Origin of the sequence: Vibrio sp. M260121 (assembly GCF_036533715.1) — a bacterium.
Taxonomy (GTDB): domain Bacteria; phylum Pseudomonadota; class Gammaproteobacteria; order Enterobacterales; family Vibrionaceae; genus Vibrio.
Genome location: NZ_JATABF010000001.1, coordinates 259686 through 279868, shown reverse-complemented (window position 1 = coordinate 279868; position 20183 = coordinate 259686). Strand labels below are relative to the sequence as shown.

At 46.2% G+C, this 20183-nt stretch carries 16 protein-coding genes, 4 tRNA genes and 1 other annotated feature; of the genes, 7 read left to right on the top strand and 13 right to left on the bottom strand.

Going from position 1 to position 20183, the window contains the following annotated elements; genetic code table 11:
- Nucleotides 1-248: 248 nt before the first annotated feature.
- The 9 genes from QTO06_RS01255 to uvrY all read right to left on the bottom strand — a co-directional run bounded on the left by QTO06_RS01255 (nt 249) and on the right by uvrY (nt 9096).
- The gene (locus tag QTO06_RS01255) at nt 249-1502 is read right to left on the bottom strand and encodes a carboxynorspermidine synthase (RefSeq protein WP_005430654.1); all 1254 of its coding nucleotides are present in this window, start codon (nt 1500-1502) and stop codon (nt 249-251) included.
- An 18-nt stretch (nt 1503-1520) separates the two neighbouring features.
- Nucleotides 1521-4412: a pyridoxal phosphate-dependent class III aminotransferase gene (locus tag QTO06_RS01250; RefSeq protein WP_331406605.1), complete on the bottom strand. Its 2892-nt coding sequence runs from the start codon at nt 4410-4412 to the stop codon at nt 1521-1523.
- Between the two features lie 763 nt (nt 4413-5175).
- Nucleotides 5176-5251, bottom strand: a tRNA-Gly gene (locus QTO06_RS01245).
- Nucleotides 5252-5262: 11 nt separating this feature from the next.
- Nucleotides 5263-5349: transfer RNA gene (locus QTO06_RS01240), tRNA-Leu, on the bottom strand.
- Between the two features lie 78 nt (nt 5350-5427).
- Nucleotides 5428-5503 (bottom strand) — tRNA-Gly (locus tag QTO06_RS01235).
- A 36-nt stretch (nt 5504-5539) separates the two neighbouring features.
- Nucleotides 5540-5613 (bottom strand) — tRNA-Cys (locus QTO06_RS01230).
- 400 nt (nt 5614-6013) lie between these two features.
- Entirely contained in the window at nt 6014-6571 is a 558-nt protein-coding gene (gene pgsA / locus QTO06_RS01225) for a CDP-diacylglycerol--glycerol-3-phosphate 3-phosphatidyltransferase (protein WP_005530466.1), read from the bottom strand.
- A 46-nt stretch (nt 6572-6617) separates the two neighbouring features.
- Nucleotides 6618-8450 carry an excinuclease ABC subunit UvrC gene (gene uvrC, locus QTO06_RS01220; protein WP_331406604.1) on the bottom strand — a complete coding sequence of 611 codons (1833 nt, stop codon included), beginning with the start codon at nt 8448-8450 and terminating at the stop codon, nt 6618-6620.
- Nucleotide 8451: 1 nt separating this feature from the next.
- Nucleotides 8452-9096 (bottom strand): UvrY/SirA/GacA family response regulator transcription factor, encoded by a 645-nt coding sequence (uvrY, locus tag QTO06_RS01215; RefSeq protein WP_331406603.1) that lies wholly within the window; start codon nt 9094-9096, stop codon nt 8452-8454.
- Between the two features lie 432 nt (nt 9097-9528).
- Here uvrY and QTO06_RS01210 point away from each other — a divergent pair, with 432 nt between their 5' ends.
- Nucleotides 9529-11892 carry a DNA polymerase II gene (locus QTO06_RS01210; RefSeq protein ID WP_331406602.1) on the top strand — a complete coding sequence of 788 codons (2364 nt, stop codon included), beginning with the start codon at nt 9529-9531 and terminating at the stop codon, nt 11890-11892.
- A 40-nt stretch (nt 11893-11932) separates the two neighbouring features.
- Here the strand turns inward: QTO06_RS01210 and QTO06_RS01205 are convergent, their stop codons facing one another.
- Nucleotides 11933-12700 (bottom strand): nucleotidyltransferase domain-containing protein, encoded by a 768-nt coding sequence (locus QTO06_RS01205; RefSeq protein WP_045421455.1) that lies wholly within the window; start codon nt 12698-12700, stop codon nt 11933-11935.
- A gap of 187 nt (nt 12701-12887) precedes the next feature.
- Here QTO06_RS01205 and efpL point away from each other — a divergent pair, with 187 nt between their 5' ends.
- Both efpL and QTO06_RS01195 read left to right on the top strand, forming a co-directional pair.
- On the top strand, nt 12888-13454 hold the full coding sequence (gene efpL / locus QTO06_RS01200; protein WP_005431209.1) for an elongation factor P-like protein EfpL: 567 nt from the start codon (nt 12888-12890) through the stop codon (nt 13452-13454).
- Between the two features lie 2 nt (nt 13455-13456).
- Nucleotides 13457-13777 carry an HI1450 family dsDNA-mimic protein gene (locus tag QTO06_RS01195; RefSeq protein WP_005431208.1) on the top strand — a complete coding sequence of 107 codons (321 nt, stop codon included), beginning with the start codon at nt 13457-13459 and terminating at the stop codon, nt 13775-13777.
- Nucleotides 13778-13936: 159 nt separating this feature from the next.
- On the opposite strand, the gene rluB is transcribed toward QTO06_RS01195, so the two are convergent.
- Nucleotides 13937-14875, bottom strand: coding sequence for a 23S rRNA pseudouridine(2605) synthase RluB (gene rluB, locus QTO06_RS01190; RefSeq protein ID WP_331406601.1), 939 nt, complete (start codon nt 14873-14875; stop codon nt 13937-13939).
- 345 nt (nt 14876-15220) lie between these two features.
- On the opposite strand from rluB, the gene QTO06_RS01185 reads away from it, so the two are divergent.
- Nucleotides 15221-15931, top strand: coding sequence for a calcium-binding protein (locus tag QTO06_RS01185; protein WP_331406600.1), 711 nt, complete (start codon nt 15221-15223; stop codon nt 15929-15931).
- A 96-nt stretch (nt 15932-16027) separates the two neighbouring features.
- Here QTO06_RS01185 and QTO06_RS01180 read toward each other — a convergent pair whose 3' ends face one another.
- A complete protein-coding gene (locus QTO06_RS01180) occupies nt 16028-16648 on the bottom strand; it encodes an L-threonylcarbamoyladenylate synthase (RefSeq protein WP_061009875.1) in 621 nt (206 codons plus the stop codon).
- 38 nt (nt 16649-16686) lie between these two features.
- Complete coding sequence (gene rnm / locus QTO06_RS01175) at nt 16687-17565, bottom strand: RNase RNM (protein WP_331406596.1); 879 nt, start codon at nt 17563-17565, stop codon at nt 16687-16689.
- 95 nt (nt 17566-17660) lie between these two features.
- On the opposite strand from rnm, the gene QTO06_RS01170 reads away from it, so the two are divergent.
- From QTO06_RS01170 to QTO06_RS01160, 3 genes are all read left to right on the top strand, one after another.
- A complete protein-coding gene (locus tag QTO06_RS01170) occupies nt 17661-17786 on the top strand; it encodes a tryptophan operon leader peptide family protein (protein WP_009706915.1) in 126 nt (41 codons plus the stop codon).
- Nucleotides 17733-17836 (top strand) — a sequence feature (Trp leader region). It overlaps the preceding gene by 54 nt.
- 126 nt (nt 17837-17962) lie before the next feature.
- Nucleotides 17963-19528, top strand: a complete 1566-nt coding sequence (locus tag QTO06_RS01165; protein WP_331406594.1) for an anthranilate synthase component 1 — start codon at nt 17963-17965, stop codon at nt 19526-19528.
- A gap of 16 nt (nt 19529-19544) precedes the next feature.
- Nucleotides 19545-20153 (top strand): aminodeoxychorismate/anthranilate synthase component II, encoded by a 609-nt coding sequence (locus QTO06_RS01160; protein WP_038889962.1) that lies wholly within the window; start codon nt 19545-19547, stop codon nt 20151-20153.
- Nucleotides 20154-20183 lie beyond the last annotated feature (30 nt).

The window sequence follows — 20183 nt, the reverse complement described above, 5'->3', positions numbered from 1 at the left end:
ATGGAAAGATTGAAGCCACGATCAGTCTGTTTCTGCTCCTCCCTTTAAAAAGGAAAGTGGAAACTGTACTCGGTTTGCCTCAACTTCCCCCCTTTTAAAAGTGGAAGATTTGAAATTAAGCTCGGCCGGTCTTTGCTCCTCCCCTTTTTAAGGGGAGGCTGGGAGGGGTTAACCTCAAATACGACAAAAGCAGCCACGGCTTTAAGCCATGACTGCTCAAATTATCTAAACAAGTTTAATGATAAAACTTATTTGTTCAGTTCGTGAATCAGCGGTAAGCCTTGGCCTGCTTCCAACTCCTGAACATGCCAATCTAGACCGATCGTTGGCATCGTTTCTAGGAACGGATCTGGGTCTAGCTGTTCCATGTTGAACACGCCTTTATCAGCCCACTTGCCACGGAAGAATTGCAGTGCTGCTGTAATTGCAGGAACACCTGTCGTGTAAGAGATCGCTTGGTGTTCAACATCTTCGTACGCGACTTCGTGGTCTGCGTTGTTGTAGATAAATACGCTGCGCTCTTTACCGTCTTTCTTACCTTGAACCCAAGTACCGATACACGTTAGGCCAGTATAACCAGGTGCTAGAGACGTTGGATCAGGTAACATCGCTTTTAGTACGTGTAGAGGTTGAACGACTGTACCGTCGTGTAGCGTTAGTGGTTCTGGACTTAGTAGGCCAATATCACGCATTACGTTGAAGTAGTTTAGGTAGCGATCGCCAAAACCCATCCAGAACTCAATGCGTTTTGCTGGGATGAATTCTTTCATCGAACGAACTTCATCGTGCGCCATTGAGTAAACTTTGTGTGAACCACAGTTCGGGAAATCGAACTCTAGCATACGAGAGTGACAAGGTACTTGCTTCCACTCGCCGTTTTCCCAGTAGAACGAATCACCTTGGATCTCAAGCATGTTTGTTTCTGGGTCAAAGTTGGTCGCAAACTTCTTACCGTGGTCGCCTGCGTTCACGTCCATAACGTCGATTGTATCGATTTCATCAAACAGGTGCTTCACTGCGTACGCCGCGAATACTGATACCACGCCTGGATCGAAACCAGCGCCAAGAATACCCGTGATGCCCGCTTCTTCGAACTTCTCACGGTAGCCCCACTGCCAATCGTAAGCTTCAGGCACTTGCTGACCTTCTGAACATAGGTCAACCGCCACTGATGTATCTAGGTATGAAACTTTTGCTCGGTAACACGCTTCCATGATTGGCATGTTAACCCACGGAGGACCCGCGTTGATTACAAGATCCGGTTTTACTTCTTCAATAAGAGCAACCAGAGAATCTACGTCGTCAGCGTTCACTGCACGCGCTTCTAGTTTCTTAGCTGAATCTTTCAGGTTGTTTTTCTTCTGAATAGACTCGATGATCTTCTCACACTTACCAATAGTACGTGATGCGATTGTGATATCACCCAGAACGTCGTTGTTTTGTGCTGCTTTATGTGCAACAACCCAGCCAACGCCGCCTGCACCAATCTGTAGAACTGCCATAGTTTTCCGTTACCTTTATTAAACTAGCTCAACGGCTAGCGTGTTGATTTTCAAGAGCAAAGATTCAAAGTCCGCTGTCGTCAGACATGGATTCAAAATCGTAAATTTAAGCGCGGTTTTACCATCAACGATGGTTTCACCAAGTACCGCGATACCACGAGTCAACGCTTCAAGACGCAGTGCTTTGTTCAGTTCATCTAAATCTGTAGATGCATTGTTTGTGCGTACATTGGTTGCGCGGAATAGAACCGTTGAAAGCGCAGGCTCAGCCAGAAGCTCGAACTCTTCATGGGCACGAACCATGTCAGCAACTTGCTGCGTTTGTGCTAATAGGTGATCGTACATGTCACCAAGCGCCTTAGGACCGACGTTTTGCATCGTCATAAAGACTTTTAATGCATCAAAACGCTTCGTCGTTGCGATAGATTTGTCTACCAAGTTAGGTAGCTCATCGTGTTCACGGTTCAGGTAGTCAGCATGATGAAGTAAGAACTTAAAGCTCGACTTATCGTTCACCAACAATGCGCCACAGCTGATTGTTTGGTAGAACAGTTTGTGGAAGTCGACACTGATCGAGTGCGCACGCTCTACACCTTTCAGGCGTGATTTGTGGCTGCTAAGAATCAGTGCGCCACCATAAGCGCCATCAACGTGCATCCACATTTCATGTTTCGCTGCCATATCCGCAATGAAGTTTAGATCGTCAATTGCACCGTGATCGGTCGTACCTGCTGTGCCAACAATAGCGAATGGAATCAAACCTTCTGCTTTTGCCTGCGTTAGAACTTGATCTAACTGAGTAACATCCATCGTTCCGTCAGCGTTCGCATCGACAGTCATCACGGCTTTCTCACCCAGTCCCATCCAAGATGCTGACTTTTGAACCGTGAAGTGCGATTTCTTCGAACATACGATACGAAGTTTGTCCGCGTATTCTGGAAGACCCAGCTTCTGAATTGAGTGGTTACTTAGCTTGTCTGCAACCCAGTCACGCGCCAGCATTAGGCCCATCTGGTTGCTCTGCGTGCCACCGCTGGTGAAGATGCCGTCCGCCTTATCACCAAGTTCGTACTTGTCGCACAGCCAGTTAATCACCTTTTGCTCTACGTAAGTCGCAGAAGACGCTTGATCCCATGAATCCATTGATTGGTTCAACGCTGCAATCATGGCTTCTGCCGCTACCGCAGGCATCAAAGGAGGCGTGTGCAGGTGAGCAATACAATCAGGGTGCTGAGTGAAGATTGCATTCTTCGCAACAAGTTCTGCAGCTTCATCAATCACTGACTTTAACGAGGCGTTTTTGTTGTCCAGATCGACCGCATTAATCGTCGCTTCCAACAGTTTAGGATCCATTCCCGAGTATGGTGCATTCACCTGCTCAAACACCGACTTCATTGCTGCAGTCATGTGATTCATCACAGACGCAAACTCAGTACCACCAAGTTCACCAGTTTGAATGAAGTGCTTTTTCCACTCTTCCTGTGGGTCCGCTTCAACATGGCTACCGCCTGCAGCGATAATTGCGTCTTCCAGAACTCGAAGTGCAAAGTCAATTTGCTCGAAAGAAATGATAAGTGGCGGAAGGAAACGAATCACAGAGCCATCACGGCCGCCCTTTTCTACCATCAAACCACGTTCAAGTGCCGCGCGTTGAATATCAAGAGTAAGCTGGCCATCCGACAAAGGCTCACCAAACTTGTTTAGCTCGCCACTTGGATGTTTAATCTCAACGCCAAGCATCAAACCTTTACCGCGAACATCCGCGATACAGTTAACGCGTTTTTGAATGCTCTCAAGACCAAAGCGTAGGTATTGGCCTGCAACATTTGCATGCTCAACAAGATTGTCGCGTTGGATGATTTCTAGTGCTTTCGCACCTGACACCATTGCTAACTGGTTACCACGGAACGTACCAGTGTGCTCACCTGGCTTCCATGTATCGTGTTGCTTGTTGATCACCAATAGTGACATTGGCAAGCCACCACCGATCGCTTTAGACAAACACAAAATATCAGGAACAATGCCCGCTTCTTCGAATGCGAAGTTGTAGCCCGACTTACCGACACCACATTGAATTTCATCAAAAATCAGTAGGATACCGTGATCGTCACAGATGCGGCGCAACTCTCGTAGCCAAAATGCAGGCGCAGGAATAACACCGCCTTCACCTTGCACTGGCTCTACAATGATTGCAGCAGGCTTCATGATACCGGCTTCGTCGTCGTTCAGTAGACGCTCGATGTAACGAATGCTCGCTTTCGCCCCTTCGTCACCACCTAGACCAAACGGACAGCGCAAGCTGTAAGGGAAAGGCATGAAGTGCACGTCTGACATCAAACCAGTACGACGAGCTTTGGTGCCCAAGTTCCCCATCATACCCATAGTGCCGTTCGTCATACCGTGGTAGGCACCGCGGAAAGCGAACATGGTGTTACGACCTGTGGTTTGTTTGGCAAGTTTGATTGCTGCCTCAACCGCGTCTGCACCTGAAGGGCCACAGAACTGAATCACACAGTTGTCGCTCAGCTCTTGCGGTAAAAAGCCTTTAACAGACTTAATGAAATGCGTTTTCGCAGACGTTGCGATATCCAGAGTCTGGTACGGCAAACCAGAATCCAATTGTTCTTTTAGCGCTTGGTTAATCTCTGGGTGGTTATAACCTAGAGCCAATGTACCCGCACCAGCAAGACAATCTAGGAAGATTTGACCACGCGTATCTTCAACCAAACAGCCATAAGCTTGCTTAATCGCGATTGGTAGACGACGTGGGTAAGAACGAACCTCAGATTCATGCTCTGCTTGTTCGATAAGAACTTGATCAGGCGTTAAATCGTAGATTCCTTCAACAACAGGAACCTGGGAGGAAAAGTAATTTGCGATAGTGTTATCGACTTCAAAGGCAGTGCTCATACTACATAATCCCTTGAATTATAATGATTCTCTTTCCTGTATTTATTCTTGTTAGTATTAAATAACAGGAAATACAGATATACCTCCGCATTCATCGTTACTTAAACGACAAATACAGATAACCCGTCACGACGAACGCGACTTTTATTGTGCTTGGAGAGTAATCAAGGTTCCGTAATGCATCCGTTTTGTAAAACGGGACATTTCGGCAGTATGAAGCTGATTAGTGTGTGTTTGTTTAAAGGTTTCAATGTTGGGTTTCCCATTAACATGCTGCTTCTTACAGCACTAGTATCCCGTCTATCGACAAATGGCTTTGCCGATACCTACCCTACGTAATGTCACAATCAGCTTGAATGGTCATTACGCGTATCCCCCAGAGAATCAAAGTCGTAATAATACGCTCCGAGATTGCGCGCGAATTTATCACAAAATAAAATCTTCTGGCAATATGTTTTCACAGGTTGCATATTGATTTAGATCACAATCGGCAGCAAACGTTTACTCGGTTCATTTTCATTAATATTGATATGTATCGCAGAAAATCGTCTTAAATCCATCAACGGTTGAAAACAGAAAATATAAGGACAGCCCGCTTGTGCGGCTCTGAGAAGGCATTTTCTTACTACGCCATCAGAGTGTTAAAGCAAGTTCAGGGAGGGATTCTATTACGATTGGATGTATGAAGTCGCTGGGTAGAACTGAAGGAAGACTCAAACAGCAGAAACGAAAAAGCCCAGCATAAATGCTGGGCTTTCGAATCTGGAGCGACACACGAGGTTCGAACTCGTGACCTCAACCTTGGCAAGGTTGCGCTCTACCAACTGAGCTAGTGTCGCAGATTTTGAGATGGTGCCCCGGGCCGGACTTGAACCGGCACAACGCGAACGTCGAGGGATTTTAAATCCCTTGTGTCTACCAATTCCACCACCAGGGCACACAAATATTCTTTGTGATGCCTTTACAGAAAAGTAAAACACCATCTGATACCGCAAATCGCCATATCACTTTAATTTGGAGCGACACACGAGGTTCGAACTCGTGACCTCAACCTTGGCAAGGTTGCGCTCTACCAACTGAGCTAGTGTCGCATTTATTCTTGAAAGTCATTCACTCTCAAAGAATAATGGAGGCGCCTCCCGGAGTCGAACCGAGGTCCACGGATTTGCAATCCGCTGCATAGCCACTCTGCCAAGGCGCCTCATTTGTGAAGGAAGTTCAACTTCTCTCACAACCCTTTCGAGCTGTGCTCTCTTGGGTACGGAATGCATTCTACGGATTCGAGCGATCGAGTCAACACTATTTTTATTTTTTTAAATCGTTTGACCAGAATTTGTGCGAAAGACGGTAAATTGATTAGTTTTAATACTGAGAATATCCGAAATACACTTGTTTATCATGAATATTGGGCTATTCCCCTTACCCATTCCAAGGCGTTATTCTTGATTTCAAGTGCTGATAATCAGCGGAACAGACTTGAATAAAGTATGGAGCAGTTAAAAGTAAGACTTAGATCACACTCCTATCGCCCTTTGAGAAATAGATATAAAAAAAGCAGGCTACATGCCTGCTTCTTAAAATGCTATTTGCGTTGGATTGTTTTAGTGATGCTCTTCATTAAGCAAATCGTCTTTCGCCGCCGCTAGATACTGAACCATTGACCAGTAGGTCAGGAAAGTCGCAACATACAAAGCACCAAAACCAAGCCATACCATCCAATCATCGTAACGCCAGATCAGAACCCAGAGTGCGAACATTTGGGAGACCGTTTTTACTTTGCCAACCCAAGAAACTGCCACACTGGCTCGCTTACCGATTTCTGCCATCCACTCACGCAATGCAGAGATGATGATTTCGCGCGCTATCATGGTCACAGCGGGGATGGTCACCCAGATACTGTGATAATGCTCTGTGATCAAAATCAGGGCCGTTGCAACCAGTACTTTATCTGCCACAGGGTCAATGAAAGCACCAAAGCGAGACGTTTGACCTAGCTTACGAGCCAGCATGCCGTCAAGCCAATCAGTAAAACCTGCAACCCAGAAAACCATTGCTGCTGCAAAAGGCGCCCAAGAGTAAGGTAGATAGAAAACAACCACAAAAACTGGGATTAAGAACAGTCTTAGTAGAGATAGAATGTTCGGGATATTCAAACGCATTTTATTATTCTCTTACACATTGCGGCTTAATGTTGCGGGATTTTCCTTATTGTTTCAATGCTTGGAAAATAATTTCTGCCAAAGAGTGACTAATTCCCGGCACTTTGGCGATTTCTTCGACACTTGCACGTTTCAATTCCTGCAAACCACCCATGTATTTGAGTAAGGCTTGACGACGTTTCGGTCCTACGCCTTCAATACCCTCTAAAGCACTGGTACGACGGGTTTTGCCACGTTTCGCTCTATGGCCTGCAATAGCATGGTTATGACTCTCATCTCGGATGTGCTGAATCAAATGCAATGCCGGCGCATCACTTGGCAAGTTAAATTCCTCGCCATCTACGGTAATTAAGGTTTCAAGTCCCGGCTTACGAGTAACACCTTTGGCAATACCAATCATGATTGGACGCTTCGGCCAATCCCCCCAATATTGGGAAATAATCTCATGCGCTCGATTGAGTTGTCCTTTACCACCATCGATAAAGATAATGTCAGGAATCTTCTCTACATCAAGTTGCTTCGAATAACGGCGCTCTAATGCCTGTCCCATCGCTGCGTAATCATCACCGCCCGTAATGCCAGTGATATTGTAACGACGGTATTCCTGTTTAACAGGGCCTTCACTGTTGAACACCACACAAGAGGCAATAGTGCTCTCGCCCATCGTGTGCGAGATATCAAAACACTCCATGCGAGCGATGGTTTCCATACCCAAGACTTCTCTCAGTGCTTTGAAACGCTGATTGATGGTCATCTTGTGATTGATCTTAGTGGTAATCGCCGTCAACGCATTGGTATTAGACAACTTAAGGTAACGACCGCGTGAACCTGTTGGAGAACTATGGAATTGAACCTTACGCCCAGCCACTTCACTCAGAGCTTGCTGAATCGGCTCTATATCGCCACCTAGCTCTTGATTCAAGATAATACGAGAAGGAATTGTACGCGCCTCGTTGTGGCTCAAGTAGTACTGGGTAAGGAAGCTATCAAACACTTCTTGTTGACTGGTGTTCTGTGGAATCTTAGGGAAATGACTGCGACTGCCTAGCACCTTACCCTGACGAATCATCAAGATATGGATACAAGCAATGCCGTTTTCTTGGGCAAAACCAAGCACGTCCATATCGTCCATGCTGTCTTCTGAAACGTATTGCTGTTCTTGTACGCGTCGAATTGCTTGGATCTGGTCACGGAACTTAGCGGCATCTTCAAAACGAAGTTGCTGGCTTGCCACTTCCATCTTCTCAATGAGCTGCTCAAGTACTTGCTTATCTTTGCCCTGCAAAAACAAACGCACAAAACCCACCAGCTCGGCGTATTCTTCATCAGAAATAATCGTGCTGACGCACGGACCCGCACAACGGCCAATTTGGTACATCAAACAAGGGCGAGTACGGTTGGAATAAACCGTATCTTCACACTGACGAACAGGGAGTGTTTTCTGCAAAAGGTGCAAAGTTTCTCGTACCGCACCAGAATCCGGGTATGGTCCAAAGTACTCACCTTTGCGCTTTTTCGCACCACGATGCATAGACAATCGCGGATGTTTATGACCGCTAATGAAAATGTAAGGGTACGATTTGTCATCACGCAGAAGTACATTGTATTTGGGTAAATATTGCTTGATGTAGTTGTGCTCAAGGATGAGCGCTTCCGTCTCGGTATGGGTTACCGTGACATCAATTTTAGCGATATTACTTACGAGAGCGCGGGTCTTCTCACTGTCGACTTTCTTGCGAAAGTAGCTTGAGAGGCGCTTTTTGAGATCTTTGGCTTTGCCTACATAAATGACAACAGCCTCGGCGTTGTACATTCTGTAAACGCCGGGCTGATGAGTTACTGTCTTGAGAAAGGAAGCCGAATCGAAGGGTTGATTCACACTAAAGGGTCTCGGTGTCCAGCATTCCGTGGCGGATCGCTAAGTGTGTTAACTCAACGTCACCATTAATGTCCAGTTTGCTAAACAGTCGGTAGCGGTAACTGTTGACTGTTTTTGGACTTAAATTCAATTGTTCAGAAATATCCGTTACTTTCTGGCCTTTGGTAATCATCATCATGATCTGCAGTTCACGTTCAGAAAGGTCTTTAAATGGGTTTTCTGAGGCAGGTGAGAATTGACTCAATGCCATCTGCTGCGCAATCTCTGGCGAGATGTAACGCTGCCCACTCTTAACCACACGAATTGCGTTAACCATTTCATCAGGACCTGCACCTTTGGTTAGGTAACCAGAAGCACCCGCCTGCATCACTTTAGTTGGGAACGGATTTTCCGTATGAACGGTTAATACGATGATTTTTACATCAGGATTCACGCGAAGAATCTTTTTCGTGGCTTCCAAGCCGCCAATTCCTGGCATGTTCATATCCATTAAAACGACGTCTGCATGATTACTGCGACACCATTTTACTGCTTCTTCACCGCTGTCAGCTTCTCCTGCTACGTTCATTCCACGGACGTCTTCAATAATACGTCGTATCCCTGTGCGAACCAGCTCGTGATCATCTACAAGGAAAACATTTATCAAACTTGTATCTCCACACTTTTATTGGCTCTGCACCCACATAACTTTATGTCAATGTGGATATCAGTATGAGTGCCTATATACTACCGCATTAGGCAGAAAATTGCTTTCTATGAATATGTGCTTAAACGCAAAGTTTGGCAAGAACTTATTCATAAACCACTCTATTATTTGAGTGTGTAGCGTGCAAAGCCGATTTTTAAGACAAGCTAATTAACAACATAAACTTTAATAAATCAAGCAACTAGATTTCACTTTGCTCAGCAAAACGCAATATCACCCATAAATGGTTATTCCATAAGCGAGATATCTCCGCTTTTGTACACCCTCAAGACACGCACTCGAACGGTGAAATTCAGCACCGGTCTTTTACTGGTTATTTTTACAGTTCTTAATGCTAGAATACGTGCTTCATTGGTTTACAAGGTTTCTCTATTGAATATCCAACAAGGCTTCCTTCTCACTCGCCAAGCCCGAGACATCAAAGGTCAAACTCAGATTGAGCTTTGGCTTTCGACCGAGAATGGTCCAACCCAATTGTTGATTCAAGGAGAAAGGCCCGTCTTCTTTATTGAACAGGCGCACATCGAGCAAACCAAACAACTTGCCAGCTCTAAACACATTACCGTCGACATTCGCGCACTTGAGCTAAAGAACTTTCAACTAACACCTTTAGCTGCGTGTTACACGCAAACGACAAAAGACGCGTTCGCTCTACAAGATGAACTCAAGCAACATGACATCGTTCATTTCGAAGGCGACGTGCGTCTTGCCGACCGCTATTTGATGGAACGTTTTATTAAAGGCAGCATGGAGTTTACCGGCAACCAGCAGCCACGAAACGGCTTCCAACGCATTCAAAATGCAAAGTGCCGTACAGGTGAATACCAGCCTAAATTACATGTGGTCTCCCTCGACTTAGAGTGTTCTGAACAAGGCATTCTCTATTCGATTGGTTTAGACAGCCCTGTCGATTCACGAGTGATCATGATTGGAGAGCCTGAACCGGCAGAAACAGCAATTCAATGGGTGAAAGATGAAAAGGCACTACTCGATGCTTTGAACGCTTGGTTCAAGCGGTTCGACCCAGACGTCATTGTTGGCTGGAACGTGATCGACTTCGATTTCCGCCTGCTACACAAACGTGCCGAGTGGCACAACATGAAGTTGATGTTAGGCCGCGCTGACCAACCGAGTTTCTTCCGCAGTTCCGCGCAAAGCCAACAGGGGTTCATCTCAATACCGGGGCGTGTGGTACTCGATGGTATCGATACGCTCAAAACCGCGACATACCATTTCCGATCTTGGTCACTTGAGTCGGTTTCACAAGAGCTCCTTGGCGAAGGTAAAGAGATTCATAACGTTCATGATCGAATGGACGAAATCAATCGCATGTACCGTTCAGACAAACCATCTCTCGCTAAATACAACTTGCAAGACTGTGTGTTGGTCAACAAGATTTTTGACCACACTCACCTACTCGACTTCGCAATCGAACGCTCTCGCCTAACGGGTGTGGAACTGGATCGCGTCGGGGGATCAGTAGCAGCTTTTACTAATTTGTATCTGCCGCAAATCCACCGAGCAGGCTATGTTGCGCCAAACCTGCATCCCGAAAACTGGATCGCCAGTCCAGGCGGCTATGTGATGGACTCGATCCCAAACCTTTACAACTCGGTATTGGTGCTCGATTTTAAGAGCCTTTACCCTTCTATTATTCGCTCATTCTTGATCGATCCTATGGGTTTAATCGAAGGCTTACAGCTTGAAATCGGCAAAGCAGACAATGAAGCCGTGCCAGGGTTTCGTGGTGGTCAGTTCCATCGCAGCAAACACTTCCTGCCAGAGATGATCGAAAAGCTCTGGGCAGCGCGCGATGCCGCAAAGAAGAACAACGAAAAAGCGTTCTCGCAAGCAATCAAAATCATCATGAACTCTTTTTATGGTGTGCTTGGTTCTTCTGGCTGTCGTTTCTTTGATACCCGCCTTGCTTCGAGCATCACTATGCGTGGGCACGAAATCATGAAGCAAACCAAAGTTCTGATTGAGGACAAAGGTTATCAAGTGATCTATGGCGACACCGATTCAACCTTTGTGTCTTTAAATGGCGCGTACAGCCAAGTAGACGCCGATAAAATTGGTAATGAACTGGTCGACTACATCAACCAATGGTGGAATGATCATCTGCGCAGTGAGTACAACCTCAATTCGATTCTTGAACTCGAATACGAAACCCATTATCGCAAGTTCCTGATGCCAACCATCCGTGGTGCGGAAACGGGCTCTAAGAAACGCTACGCAGGTTTGATTGGTGAAGGCGAACAAGAACGCATTATCTTCAAAGGATTAGAAAGTGCACGCACCGACTGGACACCACTGGCACAGCGATTCCAAAATACTTTGTACCAAATGATCTTCCACGGCGAAGATCCAAGTGATTACGTGCGAGAGATGGTTGAGAAGACCAATGCCGGTGAGTTTGATGATCAGTTGGTGTATCAAAAGCGCTTGCGACGCAAATTACATGAGTATCAGAAAAATATTCCACCACAGGTACGTGCTGCGCGTTTAGCCGACGACATCAATGCCAAACTCGGTCGCCCTCTGCAATATCAAAACCGAGGTCGAATAGAATACTTAATTACAGTAAACGGGCCAGAGCCACACGAATACCGCAATAGTCCTATCGACTACCAGCACTATGTTGATAAACAGTTGAAGCCAGTGGCCGATGCGATTTTGCCGTTTATTGGCACAGACTTCGAGCAGTTATCTGCGCCGCAGATGGGGCTGTTCTAAATCAAGCTCTTAACTGGTGAGGAACCAACGTAAGGTGACATTAGCCAATGCGAAATTCGGTCTTTTGGTACTGAGCCACCAACCACTCACCAAAACCGTCAATTAAACCAATCACAGAACGTTTTGGGATTGCGCGCCCAGAGAGCAGAATACCAAGGCGTTCTATCTCAAGCTGCTTTTCTGGGTGGTATCGTAGAAATTGCTCCCCACATTCAAGCGGGTCATCAAACCAACGTTTGTCGCGATACATGACAAGTGAGTACGACGCTCGGAGCAGTTTCTTAGCGATAGTCACTTGGGCACTGACCAACTCTTCAATGCTTTGTGCTTGTACTATCTTAGTGCGATACACCGATAGCCAGTCTTCGACATCCATGTTCCAGTGCTTGGCAATTTCCCAGCTTGGCACGTAGTCACCAAAGCAATCCGCCAGATCATCACCATAAACACAGACACAGCAATGCTTAAGCATAAAGCCCCAAGTGAAGATACTATCGAGGTTGGCGACTTCATTAACCAGCGCAGTACGAATCGCTACCCCTTTTACCTGCGGGTGCCCTTGCTGTGCTCGCCATTTAATGGTGTTTAATAACGTCGCACGGTTATGTTCAAAGCCTGATTTTGTTACCACCACCAAATCAAGGTTCGATTTACCCGCTACAGCTGACTTACGTGCCACACTCCCATAAACATAAACACTATGTAAGTTAGAACCAAGCCCACCTTTGAGGCACGCCAATACTTCTCTGAGCAGAGGCTCAAATTCTGGTTGGAAAGGATGTTTTGGATCGATAACAGGAAGAGACATTGAAGAAAACGCGATCTCAGGCTTTTAACGGACGATGGGCTATATGATCCACCAGCCTTGCATTTGAATCAAGCCAAATAACCCCCTTATTGACGTGCAAATTACTGTGCGGAATTTTGATGCCAGACAAGCAACTTAGCGCTATAATCACCAAGTTTTGCTTAATAAGTGTAAATAGGAAAATACAATGCCAAAGGCAAGTGAAATCAAAAAAGGCTTCGCAATCGAGTCTAATGGTAAAACTCTTCTAGTAAAAGACATCGAAGTAACCACTCCAGGTGGTCGTGGCGGCGCTAAAATCTACAAAATGCGCTGTACAGATCTAAACACTGGTGCGCGTGTAGACGAGCGTTACAAGTCTGATGACGTTGTTGAAACAGTAGAAATGAACAAACGTGCAGTTGTGTACTCATACGCTGATGGCGATGAGCACATCTTCATGGATAACGAAGACTACTCACAATACACATTCAAGCACAACGAAGTTGAAGATGAGCTTCTGTTCATCAACGAAGACACTCAAGGTATTCACCTTATCCTAATCAACGGCTCTGCTGTTGGTATCGAGCTTCCTTCTTCTGTTGAGCTAGTGATTGAAGAAACTGATCCTTCAATTAAAGGTGCATCTGCATCTGCACGTACTAAGCCTGCACGCTTTGCTTCAGGTCTTGTTATTCAAGTTCCTGAGTACATCGCAACTGGTGACCGTGTAATCATCAACACGACTGAACGTAAATACATGAGCCGAGCATAAGTATGTCTGATTTGATTTCTTACGACGACGTTATCGACGCTGCGTACGACATCTTCCTTGAGATGGCTCCAGATAACCTAGAGCCAGCTGATGTCATTCTGTTTACTGCGCAATTTGAAGATCGTGGTGCCGCAGAACTTGTTGAAACTGGTGATGACTGGGTTGAACACGTTGGCTTCGATATCGACAAAGAAGTGTATGCAGAAGTTCGAATCGGCTTAGTAAACGAGGAAAATGACGTACTTGATGACGTTTTTGCTCGTATGCTAATCAGTCGAGACCCAGAACATAAGTTCTGTCATATGCTTTGGAAACGTGATTAACGATTTCCTCATCATGATCAAAAACACCAGCCTCACGCTGGTGTTTTTTATATCTGTAAGTCAAAGTTGCTTGTGATTGGCAAACAAGAAAGAACGCGAAACGCTAGATAAGAAAAAGGCTTGCCAATGTGGCAAGCCTTTCTAATTTTCTGCTATCGATTAACGATGCTTGTTACGTGCGCCTTGGTCACCGGCAGCCTTCTTCGGCTTACGACGAGAAGGGTTGTTGCTGCGACCTTTTGGTGTGTTAACACGTTCTTCGTGACGCTTAACTGCGCGACGAATTTTTTGGCTACGAGCACGTTCACGCTTACGTGATGTGTTGTCTTTGTTTAGATCAAGCATGGTTTCTTTCTCTGGGCGAAGTTCTACAAGCTCACGCAGGTAGTTTACTTCTTTCAGGTCTAGTTCCATCCAACCGCCACGAGGCAGTTTCTTGTCCAGGAAGATATCACCGTAGCGAACACGTTTTAGACGGCTAACCGTACATTCTTGAGATTCCCACAAACGACGAACCTCACGGTTACGACCTTCGTTAATCACTACGTAGAACGTGTGGTTCATACCTTCACCACCCGCATGTACTACGTCTTCAAAACGAGCCATACCATCTTCAAGTTCAACACCACTTACTAGGTTGCGAACTTTCTTTTCGTTCACTTCACCAAATACGCGTACTAGGTATTCACGCTCAACCTGGCGGCTTGGGTGCATTAGGCGGTTTGCCAACTCACCATCCGTTGTGAAAAGCAGCAGGCCAGATGTGTTCGCATCAAGACGACCAACTGAAATCCAACGAGAGCCACGAATTTTTGGCAGACGATCGAAAACAGTGCGACGACCTTCAGGGTCGTGACGAGTACATAGTTCACCTTCTGGCTTGTAGTAAGCCAAAACACGACAGATCACTTCTTCTTGCGCCTTAGCAGACACAACGTGACCATCGATACGAACTACGCTGTTCTCATCTTCCAGTCTTTCACCAAGTTTAGCTACGATTCCGTTCACGCTAACGCGACCAGATTTAATTAACGATTCGATCTCACGACGAGAACCGTGTCCAGCACGTGCTAATACTTTTTGTAACTTTTCGCTCATTTATCTACCTATGTGTCGTCTTCACAGACGTCGAGACCAAGATTGGTCTTCATTGTGCAAGTTACCCAACCTGTTGGGATTTTTCGGTCGGTCATTATACGGGATTCTCTACTTTAATGTAAGCGAAATCGTCCATATTGTCGCAGCAAAATAACGCCCAAAAACTCACACTTAACTCATCACCCTCTCCCACTTAGTACCAGACAGTCCCCAAATAGAACCGCACTATTATGGGTCGGAGCGAGCCTCTAAAACGCTGGCCTACCTGATAAAATTGTCAGGGTTATAAGAAAGATAACCCTACAGCTTGCTAGCTCCCTTAAACAGATGAAAAAGGAATAATAAATGTCTCATACAAATCTTGACCTAAATTGGATATTTGGCACCTCCGAAGATGACAACATGACAGGTACAAAAGGCTCCGATACAAGCGATGTATTTATCGGCTTTGGCGGCGACGATAAGTTTGTTGGCTTTGGTGGTGACGATTACGTCTTCGGTGGCTGGGGTGACGACACTCTACTCGGTGGTAGAGGTAACGACCTACTTGCCGGTGGTTCTGGCAATGACTATTTGTCGGGTGGTTTAGGTAATGACTCTCTATTTGGTGGTTGTGGCGACGACATAATTTTCGATTACTCTGGCAATAACTTCATCAACGCAGGTTGGGGTAACGATACTGTTGTGGTTGGCGATGGTAACTCTGTGATCGCAGGCGGTTGCGGCTCTGACACGTTCGTTATGACAAACCGTCTTGCTGTTGGCGTTCCCGATCAGCCAGTTTCTTCAAACGACATCGAAGTAAAATCAGAAATTCTCGATTTCAACATTTGTCACGACAAGCTTGTCTTTGATATGGGGTTAGATACCAACAACGATGGTATTCGTGATACGTTCTTGGACTCGGCGGACGACTTAACACTGTCTTACAACGACTTTGGTTGGGCAGTTTACTCAAGTGACGAGTTTAATGTAGAAGTGACTCTGAAAGGTATTGATGCAGGCTACATCAACTACATTGAGCACCACGGCATCGACATCTTCGATTTCGCCTAAAATGGCACCATTCCATTGAATCAGAAATAAGCGGATTCAAAGTAAAAAGGGAGGCATTCACGCCTCCCTTTCTTGTTTTGTTAAGAGTAAAACCAGTTACTCAAATGGTGCCGGGTCGCCAGAGCCAACACGAGCAACAACCGCTTCACCTTCGCTGAAGTCGATAACCGTTGTTGGTTGCTCACCTAAGTAGCCACCGTTAAGAATCACGTCTACAGCGTGCTCTAGTTTGTCACGAATGTCTTCTGGATCCGATTCCGTCACATCGCTACCCGGTAAGATAAGTGACGTAGACATCATTGGTTCACCAAGCGCTTCCAACAGGTCCAGCGCAATGCGGTTATCAGGTACACGGATACCGATGGTCTTACGTTTTGCGTTCATCAAACGACGCGGCACTTCTTTTGTGCCCTTGAAGATGAAGGTGTAAGGACCCGGAGTATTGTTTTTCAGTAGTCGGAATGCAGAGTTATCCACTCGTGCATACAGAGAAAGCTCCGACAAATCACGACACAACAAAGTAAAGTTGTGTTTATCATCCAGACGACGGATCTGACAGATTCGTTCCAACGCCTGTTTGTTCTCCAATTGACAGCCTAGTGCGTAACCTGAATCGGTTGGGTACACCACCACACCGCCGTTACGAATGATTGCTACTGCTTGATTGATCAAGCGAGCCTGTGGGTTTTCTGGATGAACGTAAAAAAACTGGCTCATTGTAATTCCTCATTATCGAACCTCTCGGCTCTATATTTTTATGGGTTCTCGACTTGGTCTTGTTGAGCATTATTCAACGAAGGATCAATACCCCAATCTTTCCAAACTGGTTCTACGCCCGCGGGTAACCAGAGGTTTCTTCCCAATTCCATCCACGGTGATGGATAGTGAAAGTCGCTGCCTTGAGAAGCTAATAGTTTGTATTGTATAGCATAATCCGCCAAGTTGCGTCTTTCTTGTTGCGCTTGTTGAGGTTGCGCAACTTCCATGGCATCCCCACCCGCTTCAACAAATGCCGCTAACAGGCGTTTTACCCACTTGGCAGTGAGCTGATAACGCCCCGGATGCGCCAGCACTGCTTGGCCACCAGCGGCATGGATAGCGTCTACCGCCTCTTTCATGGAGCACCAATTCGGCGGTACATAACCAGGGTTAGAGCGCGTCAGGAATTTCTTAAACACCATCTGCATGTTTTTAGCGTAACCATTGTCCACCAACCACTTTGCGAAATGCGCGCGAGTAATTGGCGCATCTCCTGCAATTTGCTGAACTTCTTCTAGTACACCTTCACGGGTGGCTTTCTGCAAGCGCTCGGCGATCAATGCTGCGCGCTCAACACGATGCGATTTTTGCTGTTGAATCAGCTCCGCTAGCGCAGGACTTTCTGGATCGATGTTCAATCCAACAACATGAATGTCTTTGTTCTGCCAAACAGTCGAAATTTCTATACCGTTGATGATTTTTATCGGCAGATTATTCTCTTCAACGTATTGCTTGGCCGGAGCTAAGCCGTCAACCGTATCATGATCCGTGATCGCCAAAACCTCGATATCAAAACTCAATGCCCTATCCACTAAATCGTGTGGTGCAAATCGACCATCTGACGCGGTGGTGTGACTGTGTAAATCAATTCTCATCTTTTTGTCGTTTTAATGCTGTTTTGGGGTTGACTTTTTATCTCTGCACTAGTTAACTAGTACACAAATACGAAGTACCTAATTTAAGGCTCACCATGTTACAAGAATTTAACCAAAACCAGGAAGCGAAAGTTGCAGTTCGTCTGAATAAGATGAAATCTGCTGACCTTGCTTGGTGGCGCACTTGGACAAGTTCTTGGTGGGCGAACGTGTACTTCTAGTTTAGAGAATTAAATGTCACAAAGCCCGCTACTTCAGCGGGCTTTTTGTTTTGTCGTCCATCTCACATTCAACTGCTCAAACATTCATCGGATATGACCAAAACTTGATTGGGTGAACGTTTGCTTTATGCGACTATGTACGGCAGGAAGATGTAAAACAGCTATAAGGAGGTCTTGTGAACAAGGCCATTGAAATTAAGAAACTTGGACAGCTTGAAGTGCTAACGGCTTCCGTCCCTTATACTCAAGACCCGACTCGTTTGTTCCATACTTTATGTGAGAACAAAACTGACAGCCTGTTGCTGGAATCTGCTGAGATCGATTCAAAGCAAGATTTAAAATCCCTGCTGATCGTAGATTCAGCGGTTCGCATTGTCTGCTTTGGCCACACTGTTAGCATGCACGCCTTGACCAACAACGGTAAAAACCTACTGTCTCACCTAAACGAGAACATCCGTGGTGATGTTGAGAGTAAGTTCGATGGCGAAACGCTAACTTTGGAATTTAGCCAGCCATGCGACACGCTAGATGAAGATTCTCGCCTACGTGAAGCCTCTTCTTTCGATGCGCTGCGTTTGGTTCAGCATAGTTTTGATATTTCACAGCAAGACAAACACGCGATTTTCCTTGGTGGTCTGTTTGCCTACGACTTAGTCGCAAACTTCGAGCCGCTTGGTAATGCAGAAGCAACAAATCAGTGTCCAGATTACGTTTTCTACGTCGCGGAAACACTGCTTGTTGTCGACCATCAAACGGAATCTTGCCAGCTTCAAGCGACGTTGTTTGTTGATGGTTCAGAGAAAACAGCGTTAGAGACTCGCATTGCAGAAATCAGCGCTCAGTGTGCAGCGCCAAAACTACTGCCAAGCGCAAAACAAATCGCTGACATAACGGTAGAACCTAGCGTATCTGATACAGACTTCTGCCAAACTGTTCGCGACTTAAAAGAGTTCGTAGTGAAAGGCGATGTATTCCAAGTTGTACCATCTCGCCGATTCACTCTACCTTGCCCTTCTCCACTAGCGGCTTACAAAGAACTGAAACAAAGTAACCCAAGCCCTTACATGTTCTACATGCAAGATGAGCTGTTCACTCTGTTTGGCGCATCACCAGAAAGCGCGCTTAAGTACGAAACCGACACTAACCAAATTGAAATCTACCCAATCGCAGGCACTCGCCGCCGCGGTAAGCGCCCTAACGGCGAGATTGATTTCGACCTAGATAGCCGCATCGAACTTGAACTGCGTACCGACATGAAAGAAAACGCAGAGCACATGATGCTGGTTGACTTGGCACGTAACGATGTCGCTCGTATTGCTCAAGCTGGCTCTCGCCACGTAGCAGACCTTCTAAAAGTCGACCGCTACAGCCACGTAATGCACTTGGTATCTCGTGTAGTTGGTCAACTGCGTGAAGACCTAGACGCGCTGCACGCATACCAAGCATGTATGAACATGGGCACGCTCACTGGTGCACCAAAGATTCGCGCAATGCAGTTGATTCGCGATGTAGAAGGCGCACGTCGCGGTAGCTACGGCGGTGCGGTTGGTTACCTAACTGGTGAAGGCACACTCGACACGTGTATCGTCATTCGCTCAGCTTACGTAGAAAACGGCATTGCTCAAGTTCAAGCCGGTGCTGGCGTGGTGTTCGACTCTGATCCGCAAGCGGAAGCAGACGAAACGCGCGGTAAAGCACAAGCGGTAATCTCTGCTATCCAAGCAGCGCATAAGTCACAATAAGGAATAGGGTTCAGAGATGGCTAATATCATTTTTATCGATAACTTTGACTCGTTCACCTACAACCTTGTGGACCAGTTCCGCTCGCTAGGTCACTCAGTCAAGATTTACCGAAACAACATCCCAGCAGAAACCATCGAACAAGCGGTAAACGAGCTTGAAAACCCAGTGGTTCTGCTATCGCCAGGCCCTGGTGCTCCTTCAGAAGCAGGCTCAATGCCAGAGCTGATCCAACGCATGAAAGGCAAAGTGCCGATGATCGGCATTTGTCTTGGTCACCAAGCGATTGTTGAAGCGTACGGCGGCACCGTTGCTGGCGCGGGCGAAATCATTCACGGTAAGGTCTCTATGATGGAGCACCAAGACCATGCGATTTACCAAAACCTACCATCACCACTTGCAATTGCACGTTACCACTCGCTGGTTGCGACCAAGGTTCCTGAGAGCCTAACCATCACAGCAGAAGTGGATGACTTGGTAATGTCTGTTGTACATGAAGAAGATAAAGTTTGCGGGTTCCAGTTCCACCCGGAATCTATTATGACGACCTACGGAGCAACACTGTTGGCCAATGCCATTGAATGGGCACTTGAAGAACAAACTTCAGCGAACCCACTCACTGCTTAAAAAGCACTGGCACATAAGAAATTTAGGAGA